The sequence below is a fragment of the Kluyvera sp. CHPC 1.251 genome, from assembly GCF_036759945.1.
GTDB lineage: Bacteria > Pseudomonadota > Gammaproteobacteria > Enterobacterales > Enterobacteriaceae > Kluyvera > Kluyvera sichuanensis.
The window spans coordinates 1-20641 of record NZ_JAPKIC010000014.1 but is presented as its reverse complement, the minus strand read 5'-3'; the positions used below and the strand labels follow the sequence as shown (position 1 = coordinate 20641).

Here is a 20641-nt window from a genome sequence, read left to right as displayed (position 1 = left end):
AGAGAGATACCCTACTCCTCTTCGTTCCCGCCCTCGACATACGAACCGAATGGTTTTGCAGGCAGCACGATATAGGTTCCCTCAAACACCACGCCAGGGGTGTCATCGCCGAACAGTTCAACCTGCATCTGCACGCGCGCTTTACGCCCTCGGGCCAGTCGGTCCAGGTCGCCGCTTAGCGAGCCGAGGTCGGCGATGGCAGTCGGTTTACCGGTGATAGGTTTTCGATAGCGGATATGGGCATCGGCCAGAATAATAGTGCCGCCCAGGTGGCGTTCACGCAGCATCAGCCAGATAAGGCCCCAGCCGGTGAGCGTCGCCAGCGAAAAGAGGCTACCGGCAAACAGCGTATGGTGCGGGTTCTGGTTGCCGGTTTCCGGCATGGTGGTAATGAATTTCTGCCCGGTGTACTGCTGGATGCGCACGCCCATTTTCTCACTGAGCGGAATATGATCGTACCAGGCCTGCTGCAACTGTGCGCACCAGTCGCCGCGGTGCAGAATATCGTCCAGCGAGGCAACAGGTTTAATCATCAGGAAGTGGCGAACGGGGGTTGTCTGCGGGGTCGTTATCTCCCCTTCGTTCTTGAATCCTAGTTTGGAAAAGAACGGCACAGCGTCTTCGCGTGCGCTACAGGTGACGCGTTTCACCCCTTCCTGGCGCGCGACGGACTCCAGCGTCATCGCGATAAGCGTCCCCAGCCCTTTATCCTGAACCTCAGGATGTACCGCCATAAAACGGATGGAGGCTTCGTTATCCGCGTTGATATACAGCCGCCCTACGGCGACCAGCTTTCCCTGTTCATCAACCACCATCTGATGGTGCGCCATGGCATCCCAGGCATCACGTTCGGAACCTTTGGGCTGATGCAGGGGTTTACGCAGCATTTCCCAGCGGAACTGGTAATACTGCTCTAACTCTTCTTCAGTCTGCGGTACTCGGAGATGGTACATAATGGCACTCTCTTTTGTCGCCCACGTCCTAACGGGAAGCGTGGTCATACTTGTAACCAGAACGTCACGGGGCCGTCATTGACCAGCGACACCTGCATATCCGCTGCGAATCGCCCTGTTTGCGTGTTCATATCCTGTTGGCGGCAGCGTTGTACAAAATAGTCATAGAGCGCTTCGGCGCGATCCGGCGCGGCGCCTTTTGAAAAGCCCGGGCGCATACCACGTTCGGTATCGGCCGCCAGCGTAAACTGCGACACCACCAGCACGCTACCGCCAGCCTGCTGCACGTTAAGGTTCATCTTACCGTCAGCATCGCTGAAGATACGGTAGCCCAGCACGCGCTCGCATAGACGGTTTGCCTTCTGCTCGTCATCGTCCTTCTCTACTCCCAGCAGCACCAACAGCCCCAGGCCAATCTCTCCCGTCACTTCGTCCGCCACGCTGACGCTAGCACGGGTGACTCGCTGAATTAATGCAATCATGATTCTTCGGCTTCTTGTTGTTCTGTTTTCAATTTTCGGTATTCACCGAGAGTGACAGTTATTTCGGCACCTAGCAAGACGATACACCAGGTCCAGTAGACCCAGACAAACAAAATGGGGATCACCGCCAACACGCCGTAAATCAGCTGATAGGATGGAAACGCGGTGATATAGAGCGAGAACACCTTCTTACCCAGTTCGTGCAGTAACGCCGCTATCAGCGCCCCAATAATCGCATCACGATTTGGCACCTGCGTGGTCGGCACCACGCTATAGAGCAGCCAGAACGACAACCAGGAGAGCAGCAGCGGGAAAACCCGCAGCAGGTTATCAATCACGCCGTTCAGTTCACTGGCCCAGCGCAACGACAGCAAATAGGAACTGATTGCCAGGCTCACCCCGGCCAGCAACGGCCCCAGGGTCAGGATCATCCAGTAGACGGCAAACGAGTAAACCTTTGGGCGAGTGCGTTTGCTCCGCCAGATAGTGTTCAAGGCACTATCGATGGAGTACATCAACAGCAGCGCGGTAATAATCAGGCCGCAGGCACCAAACGCGGTCATCCTGTTGGAGTTGGCGACAAACTGCTCGATATAGCGCTGAATAACGTCGCCGGTTGCGGGCAGGAAGTTAGCAAACACAAAATGGCGAATCTGCAGGCTAACTTCCGAAAACATGGGAAATGCCGCGAACAGGGCAAAAATTACCGCCACCAGCGGCACAATGGAAAGCAGCGACACATAGGCCAGGTTGCCCGCCAGCGTCGTCATATTGTCTTCTTCGATGCGCCGCCAGAGGAATTTGCTCCACGCCACCAGCGGCCGGGTATGATGAATCAGTTTTTGATGAACGGTTTTTAGCATAACGACTTCATAAAATAGTCGGGTAGGGTTTCTCTCCCGGTCACCAGCACGCTGGTGATCCCCAACTGGTTAGCGCCCTCTATATTATCGGCGTTATCGTCAAAAAAGACCGCATCGGCAGCGGAAAAACCTTCCGACTCGAGTACGCGCTGGTAAATCCGTGCTTCCGGTTTGCGCATTCCCATCTCCTGGGAGAGATAGACGTGGTCGGCAGCAGCATAGATTTCCGGGTATTCATCCGGCCAGAAAGTGGTGTGCAGTGCGTTGGTATTAGACAGGACGACTACACGATGCCCCTGCTCGCGCAGCGTTTTCATTATGTCGATAACTTCAGGGCGCAGCGACACAAAAACCGCCTGCCAGCCGTGGGCAAACTGCTCGTAGCTGAGCGGTAGCTCCATATCGTGGCACATGGCTTTTGCAAACTCTTCATCCGATATTTCACCGCGTTCATGCTGATGAAATACCTCTCCCATAGTGAAACTCTGCTTTAGCCGAGCCAGCGGAACGCGGGCGAGATCGCTCCACGTACCCAGAACACGGTTGAAATCAATGTCGACAATCACATTACCTAAATCAAAGATATAGAGCATTTTTGCCTCCGTTCACGCCGTGGAAATTTCACTCTAGCGGGAAAGGAGAACTTTGACCATGAACAAACGCTCTCTATTTCAAAAAGAAAAACCCCGCCATATAGGCGGGGTTTCAGGTCACGACAAAAGAGAGAAATTAATCTTCTTTTGGACCGCGCATCGCGCGTTTACGGTCGTTTTCAGTCAGGTGACGTTTACGGATACGGATAGAAGTTGGAGTAACTTCTACCAGTTCGTCGTCATCGATGAACTCCAGAGCTTGTTCCAGAGTCATTTTCTGAGCTGGGACCAGCGTGGTTGCTTCATCAGTACCGGAAGCACGCATGTTGGTCAGTTTTTTACCGGTCAGGCAGTTTACAGTCAGGTCGTTAGAACGGCTGTGAATACCGATGATCTGGCCTTCGTAAACTTCTGCGCCGTGGCCCAGGAACAGCTTACCGCGGTCCTGCAGGCTGAACAGTGCGAACGCAACCGCTTTACCCTGACCGTTGGAGATCAGTACGCCGTTCTGACGCTGGCCAACTTCACCCGGACGAACGTCGTCGTAGTGGCTGAAGGTGGAGTACAGCAGACCGGTACCGGAGGTCATGGTCATGAATTCTGAACGGAAGCCGATCAGACCACGGCTTGGGATCACGTAGTCGAGACGTACGCGGCCTTTTCCGTCTGGATTCATGTTTTTCAGGTCGCCTTTACGCTCACCCAGTGCCTGCATGACAGAACCCTGGTGCTGCTCTTCGACGTCCAGCGTTACGTTTTCGAATGGCTCTTGTTTACGGCCATCGATTTCGCGGAAGATTACTTTCGGACGGGAAACCGCCATTTCGAAACCTTCACGACGCATGTTTTCAATCAGAACGGACAGGTGCAGTTCACCACGGCCAGAAACGCGGAATGCGTCTGCATCCGGAGTTTCTTCAACGCGCAGTGCCACGTTGTGTACCAGTTCTTTCTTCAGACGGTCCAGAATCTGGCGAGAGGTAACGTACTTACCTTCTTTACCACAGAATGGAGAGGTGTTGACGTTGAAGAACATGGTTACAGTCGGTTCATCAACGGACAGTGCTGGCAGCGCTTCAACGTTCTGCGGGTCGCAGATGGTGTCGGAGATGTTCAGCTCGCCCAGACCGGTGATCGCGATGATGTCGCCAGCTTCAGCCAGGTCGCTATCGATACGCTCCAGACCCAGGTGAGTCAGTACTTTACCAACTTTACCGTTACGGGTTTTGCCTTCGCTATCGATGATAGTGATCTGCTGGTTTGGCTTCACTTTACCGCGTTTGATACGGCCGATACCGATAACACCAACGTAGTTGTTGTAGTCCAGCTGGGAGATTTGCATCTGCAGCGGGCCATCCAGGTCTACGTCTGGAGCCGGTACACGATCAACGATGGTCTGATACAGCGGGGTCATGTCTTCCGCCATATTTTCGTGATCCAGACCTGCGATACCGTTCAGCGCGGAAGCGTAAACGATAGGGAAGTCCAGCTGTTCGTCGGTCGCGTCGAGGTTAACGAACAGGTCGAAGACCTGGTCAACAACCCAATCAGGACGCGCGCCTGGACGGTCAACTTTGTTGATAACAACAATTGGCTTCAAACCATGAGCAAATGCTTTTTTGGTCACGAAGCGCGTCTGCGGCATCGGGCCATCCATTGCATCAACTACCAGCAGCACAGAGTCAACCATGGACATGACGCGCTCAACTTCACCACCGAAGTCGGCGTGCCCTGGGGTATCAACGATGTTGATACGGTAATCATTCCATTTGATTGCGGTGTTTTTCGCGAGGATGGTAATCCCACGCTCTTTCTCCAAATCGTTGGAGTCCATCACACGTTCTTGAGTTTCAGCACGTGCATCAAACGTACCGGATTGCTGCAGCAGCTTATCAACCAGGGTAGTTTTACCATGGTCAACGTGCGCGATGATGGCGATGTTACGCAAATTTTCGATCACAACTTTGCCTCGGGCATTAGAAATAGCGCGTTATTGTACACGGATTAATCGCACTACAAAACAGGATCACAGAGATCCTCCGCAAACAAGTATTGCAGAGTTCCTTTGTGATCGCTTTCACGGAGCATAAAAAGGGCACCTAATCACAATTTGCACCAATATGGTGCTCATCGCTTCAGGATAAGCACTATAATGGTGCAAAGACGCTATCGTGGTGCAGCCCTTTTGCACTATGGTGCGCATGATAACGCCTTTTGGGGGTGATTTAAAAGTTGGCACAGATTTCGCTTTGTATATTTCAGGGCAACAACGCCACTTTAAGCAGTGATTGAAGACCTCGTTACCACGACGACAATGATAAATCCGGGAGATGTTAAGTATGTCCGCTGAACACGTTTTGACGATGCTGAATGAGCACGAAGTGAAGTTTGTCGATCTGCGCTTCACCGATACCAAAGGTAAAGAACAGCACGTCACTATTCCTGCGCATCAGGTAAATGCCGAATTCTTCGAAGAAGGCAAAATGTTTGACGGCTCCTCTATCGGTGGCTGGAAAGGCATTAACGAATCCGACATGGTTCTGATGCCAGATGCATCTACCGCTCTCATCGACCCGTTCTTTGAAGAGTCTACCCTGATCATTCGTTGCGACATCCTGGAACCAGGTACACTGCAGGGCTACGACCGTGACCCGCGCTCCATCGCCAAACGTGCTGAAGAATACCTGCGCGCTACCGGCATCGCGGACACCGTTCTGTTTGGGCCAGAGCCAGAATTCTTCCTGTTTGATGACATCCGCTTCGGCGCATCTATCTCCGGTTCTCACGTTGCTATCGATGACATCGAAGGCGCATGGAACTCCTCCACCAAATACGAAGGTGGTAACAAAGGTCACCGTCCAGGCGTTAAAGGCGGTTACTTCCCGGTTCCTCCGGTTGATTCCTCTCAGGACATCCGTTCTACCATGTGTCTGATCATGGAAGAGATGGGCCTGGTTGTTGAAGCGCATCACCACGAAGTGGCGACTGCTGGCCAGAACGAAATCGCCACCCGCTTCAACACCATGACCAAGAAAGCGGACGAAATTCAGATCTACAAATATGTTGTGCACAACGTCGCTCACCGCTTCGGTAAAACCGCGACCTTTATGCCAAAACCAATGTTTGGCGATAACGGTTCCGGCATGCACTGCCACATGTCCCTGTCCAAGAACGGCGTAAACCTGTTCTCCGGCGACAAATATGCTGGCCTGTCCGAGCAAGCGCTGCACTACATCGGCGGTGTTATCAAACACGCTAAAGCTATCAACGCCCTGGCTAACCCGACCACCAACTCCTACAAGCGTCTGGTCCCGGGTTACGAAGCACCGGTTATGCTGGCTTACTCTGCTCGTAACCGTTCTGCATCCATCCGTATTCCGGTTGTTGCTTCTCCGAAAGCGCGTCGTATCGAAGTGCGCTTCCCGGACCCAGCGGCTAACCCATACCTGTGCTTCGCAGCACTGCTGATGGCTGGCCTGGACGGCATCAAAAACAAAATCCACCCTGGCGAAGCCATGGACAAAAACCTGTACGACCTGCCGCCAGAAGAAGCGAAAGAGATCCCACAGGTTGCTGGCTCTCTGGAAGAAGCGCTGCAGGCTCTCGATGCAGACCGTGAGTTCCTGACTGCAGGTGGCGTGTTCACTGATGAAGCTATCGACGCTTACATCACGCTGCGCACCGAAGAAAACGACCGCGTACGTATGACTCCGCACCCGGTTGAGTTCGAGCTGTACTACAGCGTCTAATCGCATTTTGAGTTGTACTTTCCAGCTGTAGCGCGCCATTGCCCTTGGTTCTGGCGCACTCCCTGGAATTAAGTTGCCGTGGAAACTTTCAGCCCATCTCAGGATGGGCTTTTTTCTCCACCAACAACCTGATATCTCGCGCTTTTTATCCGTAAAAAGCTATACTGCACTAAAACAGTGCAAGCCTTTTCAGGAGACTGCTAAATGGCAACAGGCGCACTGCCCGATGCTGGGCAGATCCTTAACTCGTTAATCAACAGCATTTTACTGGTCGATGATGACCTGGCCGTTCACTATGCGAACCCTGCCGCACAGCAACTGCTGGCGCAGAGCGCGCGCAAACTCTTTGGTACGCCCTTACCCGAGCTTCTGAGCTATTTCTCGCTGAACATTGGCTTGATGCAGGAGAGCCTACAAACGGGCCAGGGGTTTACCGATAACGAAGTGACGCTGGTGATTGACGGGCGCTCGCATATTCTTTCGCTGACCGCACAGCGTCTGCCAGACGGTTTCATCCTGCTGGAAATGGCGCCGATGGATAATCAACGCCGCCTCAGCCAGGAGCAGCTCCAGCACGCTCAGCAAATCGCAGCGCGCGACCTTGTACGAGGGCTCGCCCACGAGATTAAAAACCCGCTGGGTGGCTTACGCGGCGCTGCACAGCTACTCAGTAAGGCGCTGCCTGACCCGGCCCTGACCGAGTACACCAACGTCATCATTGAGCAGGCCGACCGCCTGCGTAACCTGGTCGACCGTCTGCTTGGCCCACAGCATCCCGGTACGCATATCACCGAGAGTATTCATAAAGTGGCGGAGCGCGTCGTCAAACTGGTGTCGATGGAGCTGCCGGAGAACGTCACGCTGGTACGCGATTACGATCCAAGTTTGCCAGAACTTCCGCACGATCCAGACCAGATTGAACAAGTTTTGCTGAATATTGTGCGCAACGCGCTGCAGGCGCTTGGCCCGGAAGGGGGCGAAATTGTCCTGCGCACCCGCACCGCATTTCAGTTAACGCTGCACGGCGTGCGCTACCGGTTAGCTGCCAGAATTGATGTCGAAGATAACGGCCCCGGTATCCCATCGCATTTGCAGGATACGCTGTTTTACCCGATGGTCAGCGGCCGCGAAGGCGGCACCGGGCTGGGTCTGTCGATAGCGCGCAGCCTTATCGATCAGCACTCCGGCAAAATTGAATTTACCAGTTGGCCAGGCCACACCGAGTTCTCGGTTTTCCTGCCAATCAAGAAATAAGGTGTGTTTATGCAACGAGGGATAGTCTGGGTCGTTGATGACGATAGCTCCATCCGTTGGGTGCTTGAACGCGCGCTCACCGGCGCGGGGTTAACCTGCACCACGTTTGAAGGCGGAAAAGAGGTGCTGGATGCGCTGGCCACCAAAACGCCTGACGTGCTGATGTCCGATATCCGCATGCCCGGAATGGACGGTCTGGCGCTGTTAACGCAAATTAAGCAGCGCCATCCGATGCTTCCGGTCATCATAATGACCGCGCACTCCGATCTGGATGCCGCCGTTAGCGCCTACCAGCAGGGGGCATTTGACTACCTGCCAAAACCGTTTGATATCGATGAAGCGGTCGCGCTGGTAGAGCGGGCCATTAGCCACTACCAGGAGCAGCAGCAGCCGCGCAACGTACAGGTCAATGATCCAACCACCGATATCATCGGTGAAGCACCCGCTATGCAGGACGTCTTCCGCATTATCGGTCGGCTCTCGCGCTCGTCTATCAGCGTGCTGATTAACGGCGAGTCCGGTACCGGTAAGGAGTTGGTTGCCCATGCGCTGCATCGCCATAGCCCTCGCGTTAAAGCACCGTTTATCGCGCTCAACATGGCGGCAATTCCAAAAGACCTGATTGAGTCCGAGCTGTTTGGCCACGAGAAAGGGGCGTTTACCGGCGCGAATACCGTTCGTCAGGGTCGATTTGAACAGGCCGACGGCGGCACGCTGTTCCTTGATGAAATTGGCGATATGCCGATGGACGTTCAGACCCGTCTGCTGCGCGTACTGGCCGACGGTCAGTTCTACCGTGTCGGTGGCTATGCCCCGGTGAAAGTGGATGTGCGTATCATCGCGGCAACCCACCAGAACCTCGAACAGCGCGTTCAGGAAGGTAAATTCCGCGAGGACTTATTCCACCGTCTGAACGTGATTCGTGTCCATCTGCCGCCGCTGCGCGAGCGTCGGGAAGATATTCCGCGCCTGGCGCACCACTTTTTACAGGTCGCCGCACGAGAACTGGGCGTGGAAGCCAAGCTGCTGCACCCCGAAACCGAAGCGGCATTAACGCGCCTGGCCTGGCCGGGTAACGTGCGTCAGCTGGAAAACACCTGCCGCTGGCTCACCGTGATGGCGGCCGGGCAAGAAGTGCTGATTCAGGATCTGCCGAGCGAGCTGTTTGAAGCCAGTATGCCGGACAGCACCACGGCAATGTCACTGCCGGATAGCTGGGCAACACTGTTGGCACAGTGGGCGGACAGAGCGCTGCGTTCCGGTCATCAAAACCTGCTTTCTGAAGCCCAGCCGGAGATGGAGCGTACGCTGCTAACCACCGCGCTGCGCTACACGCAGGGGCACAAACAGGAGGCGGCTCGCCTGCTTGGTTGGGGTCGCAATACTCTGACGCGTAAGCTGAAAGAACTGGGAATGGAGTAAGGCCAGCGTGAAGTGTAAATATTGCTCGATTCGCGCAAGTTGCTGCAATTTTATACTTTACTGTTTCGATGAGTTCAGTATTATTCAGCCCGCAAATTCGAGGGGACGATAATGTTTGAATCATTGATTAATTTGGCTTCAAGCGGCGCCGCCGGTCATTCACCACAGACGGCCGTTGCTGCCGTACTGTGTGCTGCGCTGGTCGGGCTGTTTAGCTAAGCCAGATGGCGCTTGCGCTTATCTGGCTTGTTGGCCCGGTAAGCGTAGCGCCACCGGGCAATATCATCGCTAAATCACTCGCGAAAACTGCTGCATCCGCGCCTTCTGTCGCAGATAGGCATCAAAGCACATGCAGATATTGCGAATGAGCAGACGACCCTTCGCCGTCACCTTAATCCCCTTCTCACTCACATCCACCAGCCCATCCTGCGCCAATGGTGCCAGCAGCTTCAGGTCTTCGGCAAAATAGTCGCTAAACTTCAGCGCCCACTGCTGCTCTATCGCCGTGAAATCGAGGCTGAAGTTGCAAATAAGCGCTTTGATAACATCGCGACGGATACAGTCATCACGAGTCAAGGCAATGCCGCGCCACAGCGCATTACCCTGCTCTGCAACCTGCTGATAATAGAGCTTCAGCTCTTTTTGGTTCTGCGCGTAGCAGTCGCCAATCATGCTGATCGCAGATACGCCCATACCCAGCAGGTCGGTATCGCCCTGGGTGGTGTAGCCCTGGAAGTTGCGATGCAGCACGCCTTCGCGCTGGGCAACGGCCAGTTCGTTATCCGGGCGAGCAAAGTGATCCATACCAATAAACTGGTAGCCTGCCTGAGTCAGCGAGCCGATGGTTTCCTGCAAGATATCCAGCTTCTGCTGCGCCGACGGCAGGTCCGCGTCTTTAATCTTGCGCTGAGCAGCAAACAATGTCGGCAAGTGCGCGTAGTTAAACACGCTCAGACGGTCAGGGTTCAGCTCGGCAACGCGCTGCAGGGTAAAGGCAAAGCTCTCCGGCGTTTGCTTCGGCAGGCCGTAGATAAGGTCGATATTGGTCGAGGTGAAGCCAATTTCGCGCGCGTGGTTGAGCAGCGCGAAGATAAAGTCTTCGTCCTGCTCACGGTTCACCAGCCGCTGCACTTCTTTGTTGAAGTCCTGTACGCCCATGCTCAGGCGGTTAAAACCCTCGGCGCGCAGGTGGTCGATAACGTCCAGTTCAATTTCGCGCGGGTCGACTTCAATAGAAATTTCCGCGTCGGCATCAAAGTGAAAATGCGCGCGTAGCAGCGTCATCAGGCGGCTAATTTGCGCCTTATTCAGATAGGTTGGCGTACCGCCGCCCCAGTGAAGCTGGCTGACGTGACGGCCGGTAAACAGCGGCGCGCGCTGGCGAATTTCCTGTTCCAGCACGTCGAGATATTGGTCAGCTTTATGCTGCTGGCGGGTAACAATTTTATTGCAGCCACAGAAATAGCAGAGCTTGTGGCAGAACGGAATATGCACGTACAGCGATAGCGGACGTTCAGGATAACGCGCAACGGCGTTTTGAAACTCAGGCTCACCAAAGGCGTCGGAAAATTCCAGTGCGGTGGGATACGAGGTATAGCGCGGCCCGGAATAGTTATATTTCTGGATCAGGGCCAGATCCCAGTCGATTAACTGCTCAGACATGCTTACTCCTTCCGATGGTGTCGCGAACGACGACGGCGTGCCGGTGCTGCTCCGTTACGAAGCAACAGCCGGTTGCGCAGCCACTTTTGACGCCGCGACAACCGTCGTAGTTTAACGAATAACCACACCAGATAACATACAACCAAAAGGGTTATAAGCAGGACTGGCAAGCCAATCGGGTGCAAACGTTAGTTTCCGCCTCTCAGCAGACGCATCATGTCTTCCTTGCCCTCTTCTTCCTCTTCTTCTTCGTCATCATCGTAAGAGAGGCCGAGTTGCTGCATCAGTTCATCGATGCGATCCAGTTTAGCGTCTACCCATTTCTGCTCTTCAGCGGTCAGGGTTTCGTCATTTTCCAGACGTTCCAGCAGCGCGTCCAGGCGCTCATCTCTCTCCAGCATATCCAGCTCGGCCTGCGGTGAAAGCATAGGTTTCTCGCTCTTCGGTTTGGGCTGTTTCACGACCGGTGCGTCAGTAACGCCCAGCGCAATTGGTTTTTTACTGCCAATACGAGGATCTTTTTGCTGCTTTTGCTTATTGGAGCCGGATGCACCGTCAGAGCCGGTCGCACGGCTACCCGCCGCGTTACCACGGTGTTTTTTATCGTTTTTACGCTCGCGAGCTTCCAGGTTCAGTTCTTCACGCGTTTTACGGCGCTGTTTACCTGGGGTTTTACCGCGCGGTGCAGAGGTTGGTTTTTTCATGATGTCTGTCTTTAAGCCGTTTTATTCAGTATAGAATTGAGCCGGAATCTAGCAGAAAGCAAACAAAGAAAAAAGGCGACAGAGTAATCTGTCGCCTTTTTTCCTGACTCACAACCCTTTACGGGTTCTACATTCCATGTTGGCTTTCAACGCGCCCTGTTTATCCGTTAGCTCAATAACAGTCCCTGTTATGGTCCCTATCCGTGTTTAACGTCTCCAGACGCTCGCCTTCCTGGCTGATTCCTTCGGTCTTCGCCTCCTGGCGCTCCTGACCGCTCATCCTGAGTCTACATTCCTTCCGGCGCCCTTGCCGATGGGTGCTACTTTACAGCGTTGGGCTAAACTAACAAGCAACGAAACGGCGAAAAATGAACAAATCAGAATATTGCCCAATATTAACTATATGATTTAAAATGATTTGAATATTATATCACCTCCGTTTTTTCCTAAATTTCGCATAGAGACAATGGCAAATGTCTTACAAACGAAAGGGCAACGTCTTACAGTCAATACGCGAAGAGGAAAACCAGTCTTTTTTTGCCGATCGGGTATAATCGCCCACATTGCCTGATTTAACGGAGAAGACCGTTTTGACTAACTGGAACTATCAACAGACGCACTTTGTGACCAGTGCGCCTGATATCCGCCACTTACCTTCCGATACCGGAATCGAAGTGGCCTTTGCTGGCCGCTCCAACGCGGGGAAATCCAGCGCCCTGAATACGCTCACCAACCAGAAAAGTCTGGCGCGTACTTCAAAAACGCCGGGCCGTACTCAGCTGATTAACCTGTTTGAAGTCGCCGATGGCAAACGCCTGGTCGACCTGCCGGGTTATGGCTATGCGCAGGTTCCGGAAGAGATGAAGATCAAATGGCAGCGTGCGCTGGGTGAATACCTGGAGAAACGTCTGTGTTTGAAAGGATTAGTGGTGCTGATGGATATTCGCCATCCGCTGAAGGATCTCGACCAGCAGATGATCGAGTGGGCCGTCGCCAGCGAAATCCCGGTACTGGTGCTGCTGACGAAAGCGGATAAGCTGGCGAGCGGCGCGCGTAAGGCACAGCTGAACCAGGTTCGTGAAGCGGCGCTGGCCTTTAACGGCGACGTGCAGGTTGAAGCCTTTTCTTCACTGAAAAAGCTGGGTGTCGATAAGCTGCGTCAGAAGCTGGATAGCTGGTTTAACGATATTCCGCCGCAAGAAGAAGTCGAAGCTGCAGAAGAATAAACCCCCCGCATTTATCCCGGATAGCGGCGCGCAGCGCCCTGTTCCGGGCTCGCTCTATCCCACTGATTTAACTCAATACCTTTCAATTTTATCGCACCGAAAACTTTTCTTTCGCCCAATAAAAAACGCCCCAGTCATTACTGACTGGGGCGGCTAAAATATTCAGCCAAATCCGATTACGTGAAGTAAAAGGTCTGAAAGATAGAACATCTTACCTCTGTACCCTACGAGATTAACTCTACTCTTTTTTACCCCGTTCAGAAAGCATTTTTTGTAGTTTTTTTTCATTTGTTACATAACGAATTCTAATGTTCATCACAAAACTAGATAAGTTATGTTGCTTACTTACAAAAAAGAGCGTTATTCATCGGATACTTAATGAGCTTGATCCCAGTTTTCACCACTGCCCACTTCCACCAGCAACGGCACATCCAGCGTCGTGCTGTTTTCCATTAACTCATGCACTTTCTTCGATACTGCCTCGAGGTCATCTTTATGCACCTCAAAGACCAGTTCATCGTGTACTTGCATGATCATGCGAACGCGTGGCTTCTCGCTTTCTAACCACTCATCTACCGCAATCATCGCGCGTTTGATGATGTCGGCAGCGGTTCCCTGCATCGGGGCGTTAATCGCCGCACGCTCAGCACCCGCACGGCGAGCGCCGTTGCTGGATTTGATGTCCGGCAGATAGAGGCGACGACCGTCGAGCGTAGCAACATAGCCCTGCTCTTTAGCCTGCTGACGGGTGCGCTCCATATAGTCCAGCACGCCAGGGTAACGCTCGAAGTAGAGGTCCATATATTTCTGGGCTTCTTTGCGCGGGATATTAAGCTGGCGAGCCAGGCCAAAGGCGCTCATGCCGTAAATCAGGCCAAAGTTAATCGCCTTAGCGCTACGACGCTGTTCACTACTCACGCTCTCCAGGGGCAGGCCAAATACCTCAGCCGCGGTAGCGCGGTGGATATCCTTGCCTTCGGCAAACGCGTTCAGCAGGCCTTCGTCGCGGGACAGGTGCGCCATAATGCGCAGCTCAATTTGCGAGTAGTCGGCAGAGACGATGAGGTAATCTTCCGGCGCAATAAACGCCTGACGAATACGACGCCCTTCCTCGTTACGCACCGGGATGTTCTGCAAGTTCGGATCGGTCGAAGAGAGTCGCCCGGTTGCGGTTACCGCCTGGTGATAGGAGGTATGAACGCGGCCGGTTTTCGGGTTGATCATCAACGGCAGCTTATCGGTGTAGGTCGATTTCAGCTTCGCCAGACCACGGTACTCCAGAATCACCTTCGGCAGCGGGTAGTCGAGCGCCAGCTCTTCCAGCACCTCTTCCGACGTAGACGGCGCGCCACCCGGCGTTTTCTTCAGCGGCTTGATGCCCTGTTTTTCAAACAGGATGGTCTGCAGCTGCTTCGGCGAGGAGAGGTTAAATTCTTCCCCGGCAATCTCGTAGGCTTTCTGCTCCAGCTCTACCAGGCGCTTGGCAATCTCCTGCGAATGCGCGTGCAGCACGGCAGGATCAATCTTCACGCCGTTACGTTCAACACGTGACAGCACCGGCACCAGCGGCATTTCAATCTCGTTGAAGATGCGCAGCGGCCCTTCGTGCTTCTGTAGCTTCGGCCACATCTTCAGATGCAGCTGGAGCGTTACATCAGCATCTTCTGCCGCATAGCGACCTGCTTCTTCCAGCGCAATCTGGTTGAAGGTCAGCTGATTTTTACCTTTACCTGCAATCTCTTCGAACGTGATGGTTTTGTGTTTTAACCAGCGATCGGAGAGGCTGTCCATATCATGGCGGCCGGCAACGCTATCGAGCGTGTAGGACTCCAGCATGGTGTCATAGGCGATACCGCGCAGTTCGATACCGTAGTTAGCAAGAATACCGCGGTCATATTTCAGGTTCTGACCCACCTTCAGCAGCGTTTCATCTTCCAGCAGCGGCTTGAGAAGTTCTAAAGCACGCTCACGGGAAATTTGGTCAGGGGCATCGAGATAGTCATGAGCGACTGGAACATAGGCAGCAATGCCGGGTTCAGTCGCAAACGACAGGCCCACCATATTGGCAGAGATGTTATCAAGGCTGTCGGTTTCAGTATCGAAAGCAAACAGAGGCGCTTTCTTCAGCTTCTCAATCCAGCTGACCAGCGTAGCTTCATCAAGTATAGTGACATAGTTTTCGGACGACAGCGTGGCTGCGGTCTCTTCGACTTCAGCCTCAACTTCTACGTCAGCGGCTTTGCTGGCCGGCTTAGCGGCGGGTTTCGTCCCTTTAGCCTGCATCCAGGTGCCGGACTCAACGTCGGTGATCCAGCGCTTAAATTCATATTTCTTGAATAGCGTTAGCAGCTCATCGGCCGCAGGCTCCGCAACAATTAGCTGCTCGCAGCCCAGCTCCAGCTCAACGTCTGTTTTAATGGTCGCCAGCTTATAGGAGAGGTACGCCAGATCTTTATTCTGCTCAAGCTTCGCCGCCATGGTTTTTGCGCCACGGAAAGTCAGCCCGGCGATTTTTTCCGGTTCACCATAGAGCGTATCAAGGCCACCTAGCCCTTGCAGCAGCGCCTGCGCGGTCTTTTCGCCCACGCCCGGCACGCCCGGAATGTTATCCGAGGAGTCGCCCATCAGCGCGAGGAAATCAATAATCAACTCTGGCGGCACGCCGTACTTGGTCACCACTTCGTCCGGGCCGAGAATGGTATTGGTCATGGTATTGATAAGCGTAATGCCCGGGGTGACAAGCTGCGCCATATCTTTATCCCCGGTGCTGATAAGCACCGGACGGCCCGCTTTTTCCGCTTCACGCGCCAGCGTACCGATCACGTCATCCGCTTCAACACCGGAGACAGCCAACAGCGGAAGGCCCATTGCTTTGACCATGATGTGCAGCGGTTCAATCTGCGCACGCAGATCGTCCGGCATTGGCGGGCGATGTGATTTGTAGTCTTCAAACAATTCGTCACGGAAGGTTTTTCCCTTCGCATCAAACACCACGGCAGCGTGGGTTGGCTGATACTGTAGGATCAGGCTGCGCAGCATGTTCAGCACGCCGTACATCGCGCCCGTCGGCTCTCCCGCACGGTTCGTCAGCGGTGGGAATGCGTGATATGCCCGATAGAGATAAGAAGATCCATCAACGAGGATGAGAGGGTTTTCAGGGATCTGAACCATAATTTCCGTGCCTGTTTATCAGATTATGGGTAAAGGATGCCACAGACGGCATGAAAACATGAGTTTTTCGCCAAAATAACGAGAAAAGATTTGCAGATCCTCGCGATCGCACGCAAAACAAATTGTGGATAAGTTTGTGAATAGTTTTATTTTACTGATAACAAATGATATGTAATAGATAGTTAACTACAAAATAATTCAATATTTTCATTGTGTTATATGTGGATCGTGGCTAATGGCAGCGATCTGGTGGTAATTCACACAGTGTGGATAGACATAGCGGCAATTTTTCTATTCAGGTAAGAACCGTCATTTAGCACGTTTTCTGGTAAAATCAGCGCCTTGTGCCTTTTTGTATGGGCACGTTAAATAACTAACTATCTGAATAAACGAACTATGTCGAGATTACTCGCTGCGATAACGCTGCCCATCAGTATCGCACTCACCATATTATTGACCATATTGTGCTCCATACCGATTATTCTCGCCGGCATGATTAAACTGATTTTACCGGTGCCGGTAATCTGGCGCTCCGTCTCGATATTCTGCAACTTTATGATGTACTGCTGGTGTGAAGGGCTAGCGACGCTGCTGCATCTCAATCCCTGGCTCAAGTGGGATATTGAAGGGCTTGAGACGCTCAATAAGAAGAATTGGTATCTGCTCATTTGTAACCACCACAGCTGGGCAGACATCGTGGTGCTATGTGTGATTTTCCGCAAGCATATCCCGATGAATAAGTATTTCCTGAAGCAGCAGCTGGCCTGGGTACCGTTCATGGGGCTGGCATGCTGGGCTCTGGATATGCCCTTTATGCGTCGCTATTCCCGCAGTTATCTGATTCGTCACCCGGAACGTCGCGGTAAAGATGTGGAAACGACGCGCCGCTCGTGCGAGAAATTTCGCGCGCATCCCACCACCATCGTCAACTTTGTCGAAGGCTCGCGCTTTACCCCTGAAAAGCGCCTGCAAACCCGTTCGCCTTATCAAAACCTGCTGCCGCCAAAAGCTGCCGGTATTGCCATGGCGCTGAATGTGTTAGGTGCTCAGTTTGATAAGCTGCTCGACGTGACGCTCTGCTATCCGGAAAATGATAAGACACCGTTCTACGATATGCTCAGCGGTAAGCTGACGCGTATTGTGGTTCGCGTGAATCTACGCCCGATTGATCCGGAGATGCACGGTGATTACGTGGGGGATAAGAGCTTTAAGCGACGTTTCCAGCTCTGGCTAAATGCGCTGTGGGAAGAGAAAGACCATCAGATTACAGACATGAAAGAAGAATACAAAAACGCCGGTCATTGACCGGCGTTTTCTTTTTTATTTCTTCTCAACAAGCTGTTTTACGGTATCAGCATACTGAGCGACAAAGACGTCCATGTTACTGGTGTCCATGCCCTGCGGGTTCAGCTGGTATTTACCGTTAACAAACATCGCAGGAACGCCCTGCAGCTGCAGATCGGCCGCCGCTTTTTCCTGCTGCGCGACCAGAGATTTCACCACGAAGCTATTCCAGGCGGCATCATAATCTTCGCCCTTCACGCCAGCGTCGGTGAAGACTTTGCGGATATCCGCAACGGTCTGCACGGTCTGGGTTTTCTGTACCGCTTCAAACATCGGTGCGGTGATCTGATCTTCTACGCCCAGCGCCATCGCTACCGCCCACGCCTGAGTCAGGTCTTTGCCCAACGGGCCCAGGAACTCAACGTGGTACTTGGTCATTTTGGTGCCTTCCGGCAGCTTTTTCTTCACGTTGTCAGAAACGTGCAGAACTTCCTCAAACTGATAGCAATGCGGGCAGTAGAAGGAGAAGAACTCCAGCACCTGCGGCTCACCTGCAACCGGCTTATCGATCGTAACGTATTGTTTGCCGTCGGTAATCTGAGCAGCGGATGCGCTGAATGCCAGAATCATACCTGCCAGCGCAAGCCAAACCTTTTTCATAACTCACTCTCTCCTGACTGTGTCGAATTAATACATTGGCGTTAACTGAAGAGGGGGTTCCTGCAGAACCTTCACCTGCTCAATAAAAGTCGCGATCTGCTGATGCCAGAAATCTTCCCCGGTTAACCAGGGAAAATTTTTCGGAAATGCAGGGTCATCCCAACGCCTGATAATCCAGGCAAGATAATAAACCAACCGCATTGCACGTAAAGGCTCAATCAGCGCCAATTCGTCTGAATTAAAGCTGCTGAATTCTTCGTAAGCCTCAACGATAGTTTCAAGCTGCATACGTCTCTCAGCAGGAGAGCCGTTAAGCAACATCCAGAGATCCTGAACCGCAGGGCCATTGCGCGCATCGTCAAGATCAACAAACAGCGGACCATCGCGCCAGAGGATATTCCCCGCATGGCAGTCGCCGTGTAAGCGTAAAGCATCGAAACGCCCATGCCATAGCCCCATGACCGCATCAATCAGGTCATCGGTAGCTTTCAGAAAACGGTCTTTTAAACCGGCAGGAATCAGCGCCGAATGCTCAAAAAGAGCACGCGGCTCAATCAGATACTCTTTTACGCCGATAGAAGGACGCGCGACAAAGCGCGATTTGCGACCAGTCTGGTGCATACGTCCAAGATAGCGCCCAACCCACTCCATTTGATCCAGGTTATCTGATTCGAACTGTCGGCCACCCATGCTCGGGAAGACGGCAAAATAGAACCCCTCATGCGTGAGCAGAGTCTGGTCATTAAATAGGATAGGTGCAGCAACCGGAACCTCATCCTCAACCAGCTCCAGTGCAAACTGGTGCTCTTCAAGAATCTGCGCCGCCGACCAGCGTTCCGGACGATAGAATTTCACCACCATGCGGCGACGATCTTCATCCTGAAACTGATAGACCCGATTCTCGTAGCTGTTAAGAGGGGTGAGTCCAGAATCAACCCGGATACCCTGATCGAATAAGGCATCGATGATGGTATCCGGGTGGAGAGTCTGGAAAGTGAAAGCCTTGTCGTTCATCCTGACATCCGATAACGATACGAATGATTCAGGATATCATTTCGCGGTGCCTTGAGTGGCTCTGCTTACAACCTTTTACTCTTTTATTACGCCGCGAGCGCGCAGCAGCGCGGTTTTGAAGTCTTCTTCATAATCTTTCTGAATGCCAGGAATAACCGCGTCTTTGGCGGAGTCGCGCATTTTCAGATGGTAGATCAGAATATCATCCGTTAAATCGGCCAATTCGCCGTCATAGCCTGACTCCTTCGCCAGTTTCTGCAAAAATTGCAGTAAATTTAGCTCCGGCTCTTTCTGCCAGGCTGGCTGGAGGAGTTCAATAACTTCATTCAGACGTTTACATTTCATGGTCGTGCTCCTTACGCTTGATAGAGACACGTTAGCAGGGTAAACCCCACAATAAAAGAGGCGATAGCGGTGAAAGCAGAGAGCCAGATAACCGGCGTGGTGTTAGCAGGCGGCAAAGCCTCAAGAATGGGTGGGCAGGATAAAGGATTAATGCTGCTTAACGGCAAGCCGCTGTGGCAGCACGTTGCGGACGGTCTCCTTCCACAGGTAAGCGAGGTCGTCATTAGTGCGAATCGTAATCTGGGTATCTACCGACAGAGCGGCTTTCCGGTGATTGCCGATACGCTGTCGGACTTCCCTGGGCCGCTTGCCGGACTGTTATCGGTTATGCAGCAGACATCCGGCGAGTGGTTTCTATTTTGCCCCTGCGATACGCCGTTTATCCCCGACAATCTTGTCGAACGCCTCGTAGAACAGCGCCAAAATGCCCCAGTGGTGTGGGTTCATGATGGCGATCGCGACCACCCTGCGGTCGCCCTTGCTCACCGCAGTCTGGCTCCACAAATTGTGGATTATCTTGCCAGCGGCGAACGTCGCGTGATGGTATTTATGCGTCAGGTTGGCGGCCATTCCGTCGATTTTAGCGACAAGAAAGAAGCATTTCGCAACATAAATACCCCGGAAGATCTCACGCTTAATCAGGAAAGAATATGATCCCTTTGTTAGCGATTGCCGCCTGGAGCGGTACGGGAAAAACGACGCTACTGAAAAAACTCATCCCCGAACTTTGTGCAAAGGGTATCCGCCCTGGGCTTATCAAACATACCCATCACAATATGGATGTAGATAAGCCAGGAAAGGATAGCTACGAGCTTCGCAAAGCAGGAGCGGCACAGACGCTGGTTGCCAGCCGGCAACGTTGGGCGCTGATGACGGAAACGCCGGATGAAGATGAGTTAGACCTGCCGTTTCTGGTCAGTAGGATGGACGCTTCAAAGCTGGACCTGGTGCTGGTTGAAGGATTTAAGCATGAAGCTGTCGCTAAGATCCTGTTATTTCGTCAGGATGCCGGGCACCCAGTGAGCGAGTTGACGATCGATGAACATACGATTGCAGTGGCCAGCGATATTACGCTGAACGTTGATGTGCCGGTGCTGGATCTAAATAATTTGCAGGAGATTGTGGCGTTTATTGTGGCGTGGTTAGAAATAGAAGGGTAGTTGTAGCCCGGGCGAGCGCAGCGACCCCGGGATGTTCACCGCATTTTCATTTCCCGCAGACGCAAAAAAGCCCATCCGTCAGGATGGGCTTCTTCACTA

General features: G+C 53.0%; 20 protein-coding genes. 8 read left to right on the top strand and 12 right to left on the bottom strand.

All coding sequences use genetic code 11. The features are described 5' to 3' along the window. Positions 1-11 precede the first annotated feature (11 nt). The 5 genes from fabY to typA form a co-directional block, all read right to left on the bottom strand. A complete protein-coding gene (fabY, locus tag V6940_RS20565) occupies positions 12-953 on the bottom strand; it encodes a fatty acid biosynthesis protein FabY (RefSeq protein WP_333497127.1) in 942 nt (313 codons plus the stop codon). A 44-nt stretch (positions 954-997) separates the two neighbouring features. Beyond that, positions 998-1435: a D-aminoacyl-tRNA deacylase gene (gene dtd, locus V6940_RS20560; protein WP_185668851.1), complete on the bottom strand. Its 438-nt coding sequence runs from the start codon at positions 1433-1435 to the stop codon at positions 998-1000. Continuing rightward, a complete protein-coding gene (locus V6940_RS20555) occupies positions 1432-2298 on the bottom strand; it encodes a virulence factor BrkB family protein (RefSeq protein WP_185668852.1) in 867 nt (288 codons plus the stop codon). Before V6940_RS20555 ends, dtd begins: the two co-directional genes overlap by 4 nt. Further along, entirely contained in the window at positions 2292-2891 is a 600-nt protein-coding gene (yihX, locus tag V6940_RS20550; RefSeq protein ID WP_333497126.1) for a glucose-1-phosphatase, read from the bottom strand. Before yihX ends, V6940_RS20555 begins: the two co-directional genes overlap by 7 nt. Positions 2892-3027: 136 nt before the next feature. Further along, entirely contained in the window at positions 3028-4851 is a 1824-nt protein-coding gene (typA, locus tag V6940_RS20545) for a ribosome-dependent GTPase TypA (RefSeq protein ID WP_035892308.1), read from the bottom strand. A gap of 379 nt (positions 4852-5230) precedes the next feature. Between typA and glnA the strand changes: the two genes are divergently transcribed. From glnA to V6940_RS20525, 4 genes are all read left to right on the top strand, one after another. Then, positions 5231-6640, top strand: coding sequence for a glutamate--ammonia ligase (gene glnA / locus V6940_RS20540; RefSeq protein ID WP_035892307.1), 1410 nt, complete (start codon positions 5231-5233; stop codon positions 6638-6640). 204 nt (positions 6641-6844) lie between these two features. Then, positions 6845-7894 (top strand): nitrogen regulation protein NR(II), encoded by a 1050-nt coding sequence (gene glnL, locus V6940_RS20535; protein WP_035892306.1) that lies wholly within the window; start codon positions 6845-6847, stop codon positions 7892-7894. A 9-nt stretch (positions 7895-7903) separates the two neighbouring features. Then, complete coding sequence (gene glnG, locus V6940_RS20530; RefSeq protein ID WP_333497125.1) at positions 7904-9316, top strand: nitrogen regulation protein NR(I); 1413 nt, start codon at positions 7904-7906, stop codon at positions 9314-9316. A gap of 111 nt (positions 9317-9427) precedes the next feature. Further along, entirely contained in the window at positions 9428-9535 is a 108-nt protein-coding gene (locus V6940_RS20525; protein WP_147281518.1) for a YshB family small membrane protein, read from the top strand. Between the two features lie 69 nt (positions 9536-9604). On the opposite strand, the gene hemN is transcribed toward V6940_RS20525, so the two are convergent. Next, complete coding sequence (gene hemN / locus V6940_RS20520) at positions 9605-10978, bottom strand: oxygen-independent coproporphyrinogen III oxidase (RefSeq protein ID WP_333497124.1); 1374 nt, start codon at positions 10976-10978, stop codon at positions 9605-9607. 188 nt (positions 10979-11166) lie between these two features. After that, positions 11167-11682 carry a Der GTPase-activating protein YihI gene (gene yihI / locus V6940_RS20515; protein WP_185668856.1) on the bottom strand — a complete coding sequence of 172 codons (516 nt, stop codon included), beginning with the start codon at positions 11680-11682 and terminating at the stop codon, positions 11167-11169. A gap of 590 nt (positions 11683-12272) precedes the next feature. Between yihI and yihA the strand changes: the two genes are divergently transcribed. Continuing rightward, entirely contained in the window at positions 12273-12908 is a 636-nt protein-coding gene (gene yihA / locus V6940_RS20510; protein ID WP_333497123.1) for a ribosome biogenesis GTP-binding protein YihA/YsxC, read from the top strand. 162 nt (positions 12909-13070) lie between these two features. On the opposite strand, the gene V6940_RS22805 is transcribed toward yihA, so the two are convergent. Together V6940_RS22805 and polA are read right to left on the bottom strand one after the other, a co-directional pair. After that, the gene (locus tag V6940_RS22805; protein WP_071892919.1) at positions 13071-13118 is read right to left on the bottom strand and encodes a spot 42 RNA, inhibition of DNA synthesis; all 48 of its coding nucleotides are present in this window, start codon (positions 13116-13118) and stop codon (positions 13071-13073) included. A gap of 165 nt (positions 13119-13283) precedes the next feature. Continuing rightward, complete coding sequence (gene polA / locus V6940_RS20505; RefSeq protein WP_333497122.1) at positions 13284-16079, bottom strand: DNA polymerase I; 2796 nt, start codon at positions 16077-16079, stop codon at positions 13284-13286. Between the two features lie 396 nt (positions 16080-16475). Between polA and V6940_RS20500 the strand changes: the two genes are divergently transcribed. Further along, on the top strand, positions 16476-17384 hold the full coding sequence (locus V6940_RS20500) for an acyltransferase (RefSeq protein ID WP_333497121.1): 909 nt from the start codon (positions 16476-16478) through the stop codon (positions 17382-17384). A gap of 15 nt (positions 17385-17399) precedes the next feature. Here V6940_RS20500 and dsbA read toward each other — a convergent pair whose 3' ends face one another. The 3 genes from dsbA to V6940_RS20485 all read right to left on the bottom strand — a co-directional run bounded on the left by dsbA (position 17400) and on the right by V6940_RS20485 (position 19382). Then, positions 17400-18023, bottom strand: a complete 624-nt coding sequence (dsbA, locus tag V6940_RS20495; RefSeq protein WP_035892299.1) for a thiol:disulfide interchange protein DsbA — start codon at positions 18021-18023, stop codon at positions 17400-17402. Positions 18024-18050: 27 nt separating this feature from the next. After that, on the bottom strand, positions 18051-19037 hold the full coding sequence (locus tag V6940_RS20490) for a serine/threonine protein kinase (protein WP_333497120.1): 987 nt from the start codon (positions 19035-19037) through the stop codon (positions 18051-18053). Positions 19038-19112: 75 nt separating this feature from the next. Then, entirely contained in the window at positions 19113-19382 is a 270-nt protein-coding gene (locus tag V6940_RS20485) for a YihD family protein (protein WP_035892297.1), read from the bottom strand. 126 nt (positions 19383-19508) lie between these two features. Between V6940_RS20485 and mobA the strand changes: the two genes are divergently transcribed. Together mobA and mobB are read left to right on the top strand one after the other, a co-directional pair. Next, on the top strand, positions 19509-20036 hold the full coding sequence (mobA, locus tag V6940_RS20480) for a molybdenum cofactor guanylyltransferase MobA (RefSeq protein WP_442910836.1): 528 nt from the start codon (positions 19509-19511) through the stop codon (positions 20034-20036). After that, positions 20033-20542, top strand: a complete 510-nt coding sequence (gene mobB / locus V6940_RS20475) for a molybdopterin-guanine dinucleotide biosynthesis protein MobB (RefSeq protein WP_333497118.1) — start codon at positions 20033-20035, stop codon at positions 20540-20542. The genes mobA and mobB overlap by 4 nt, the downstream gene beginning before the upstream one ends. The last annotated feature ends 99 nt before the right edge of the window (positions 20543-20641 follow it).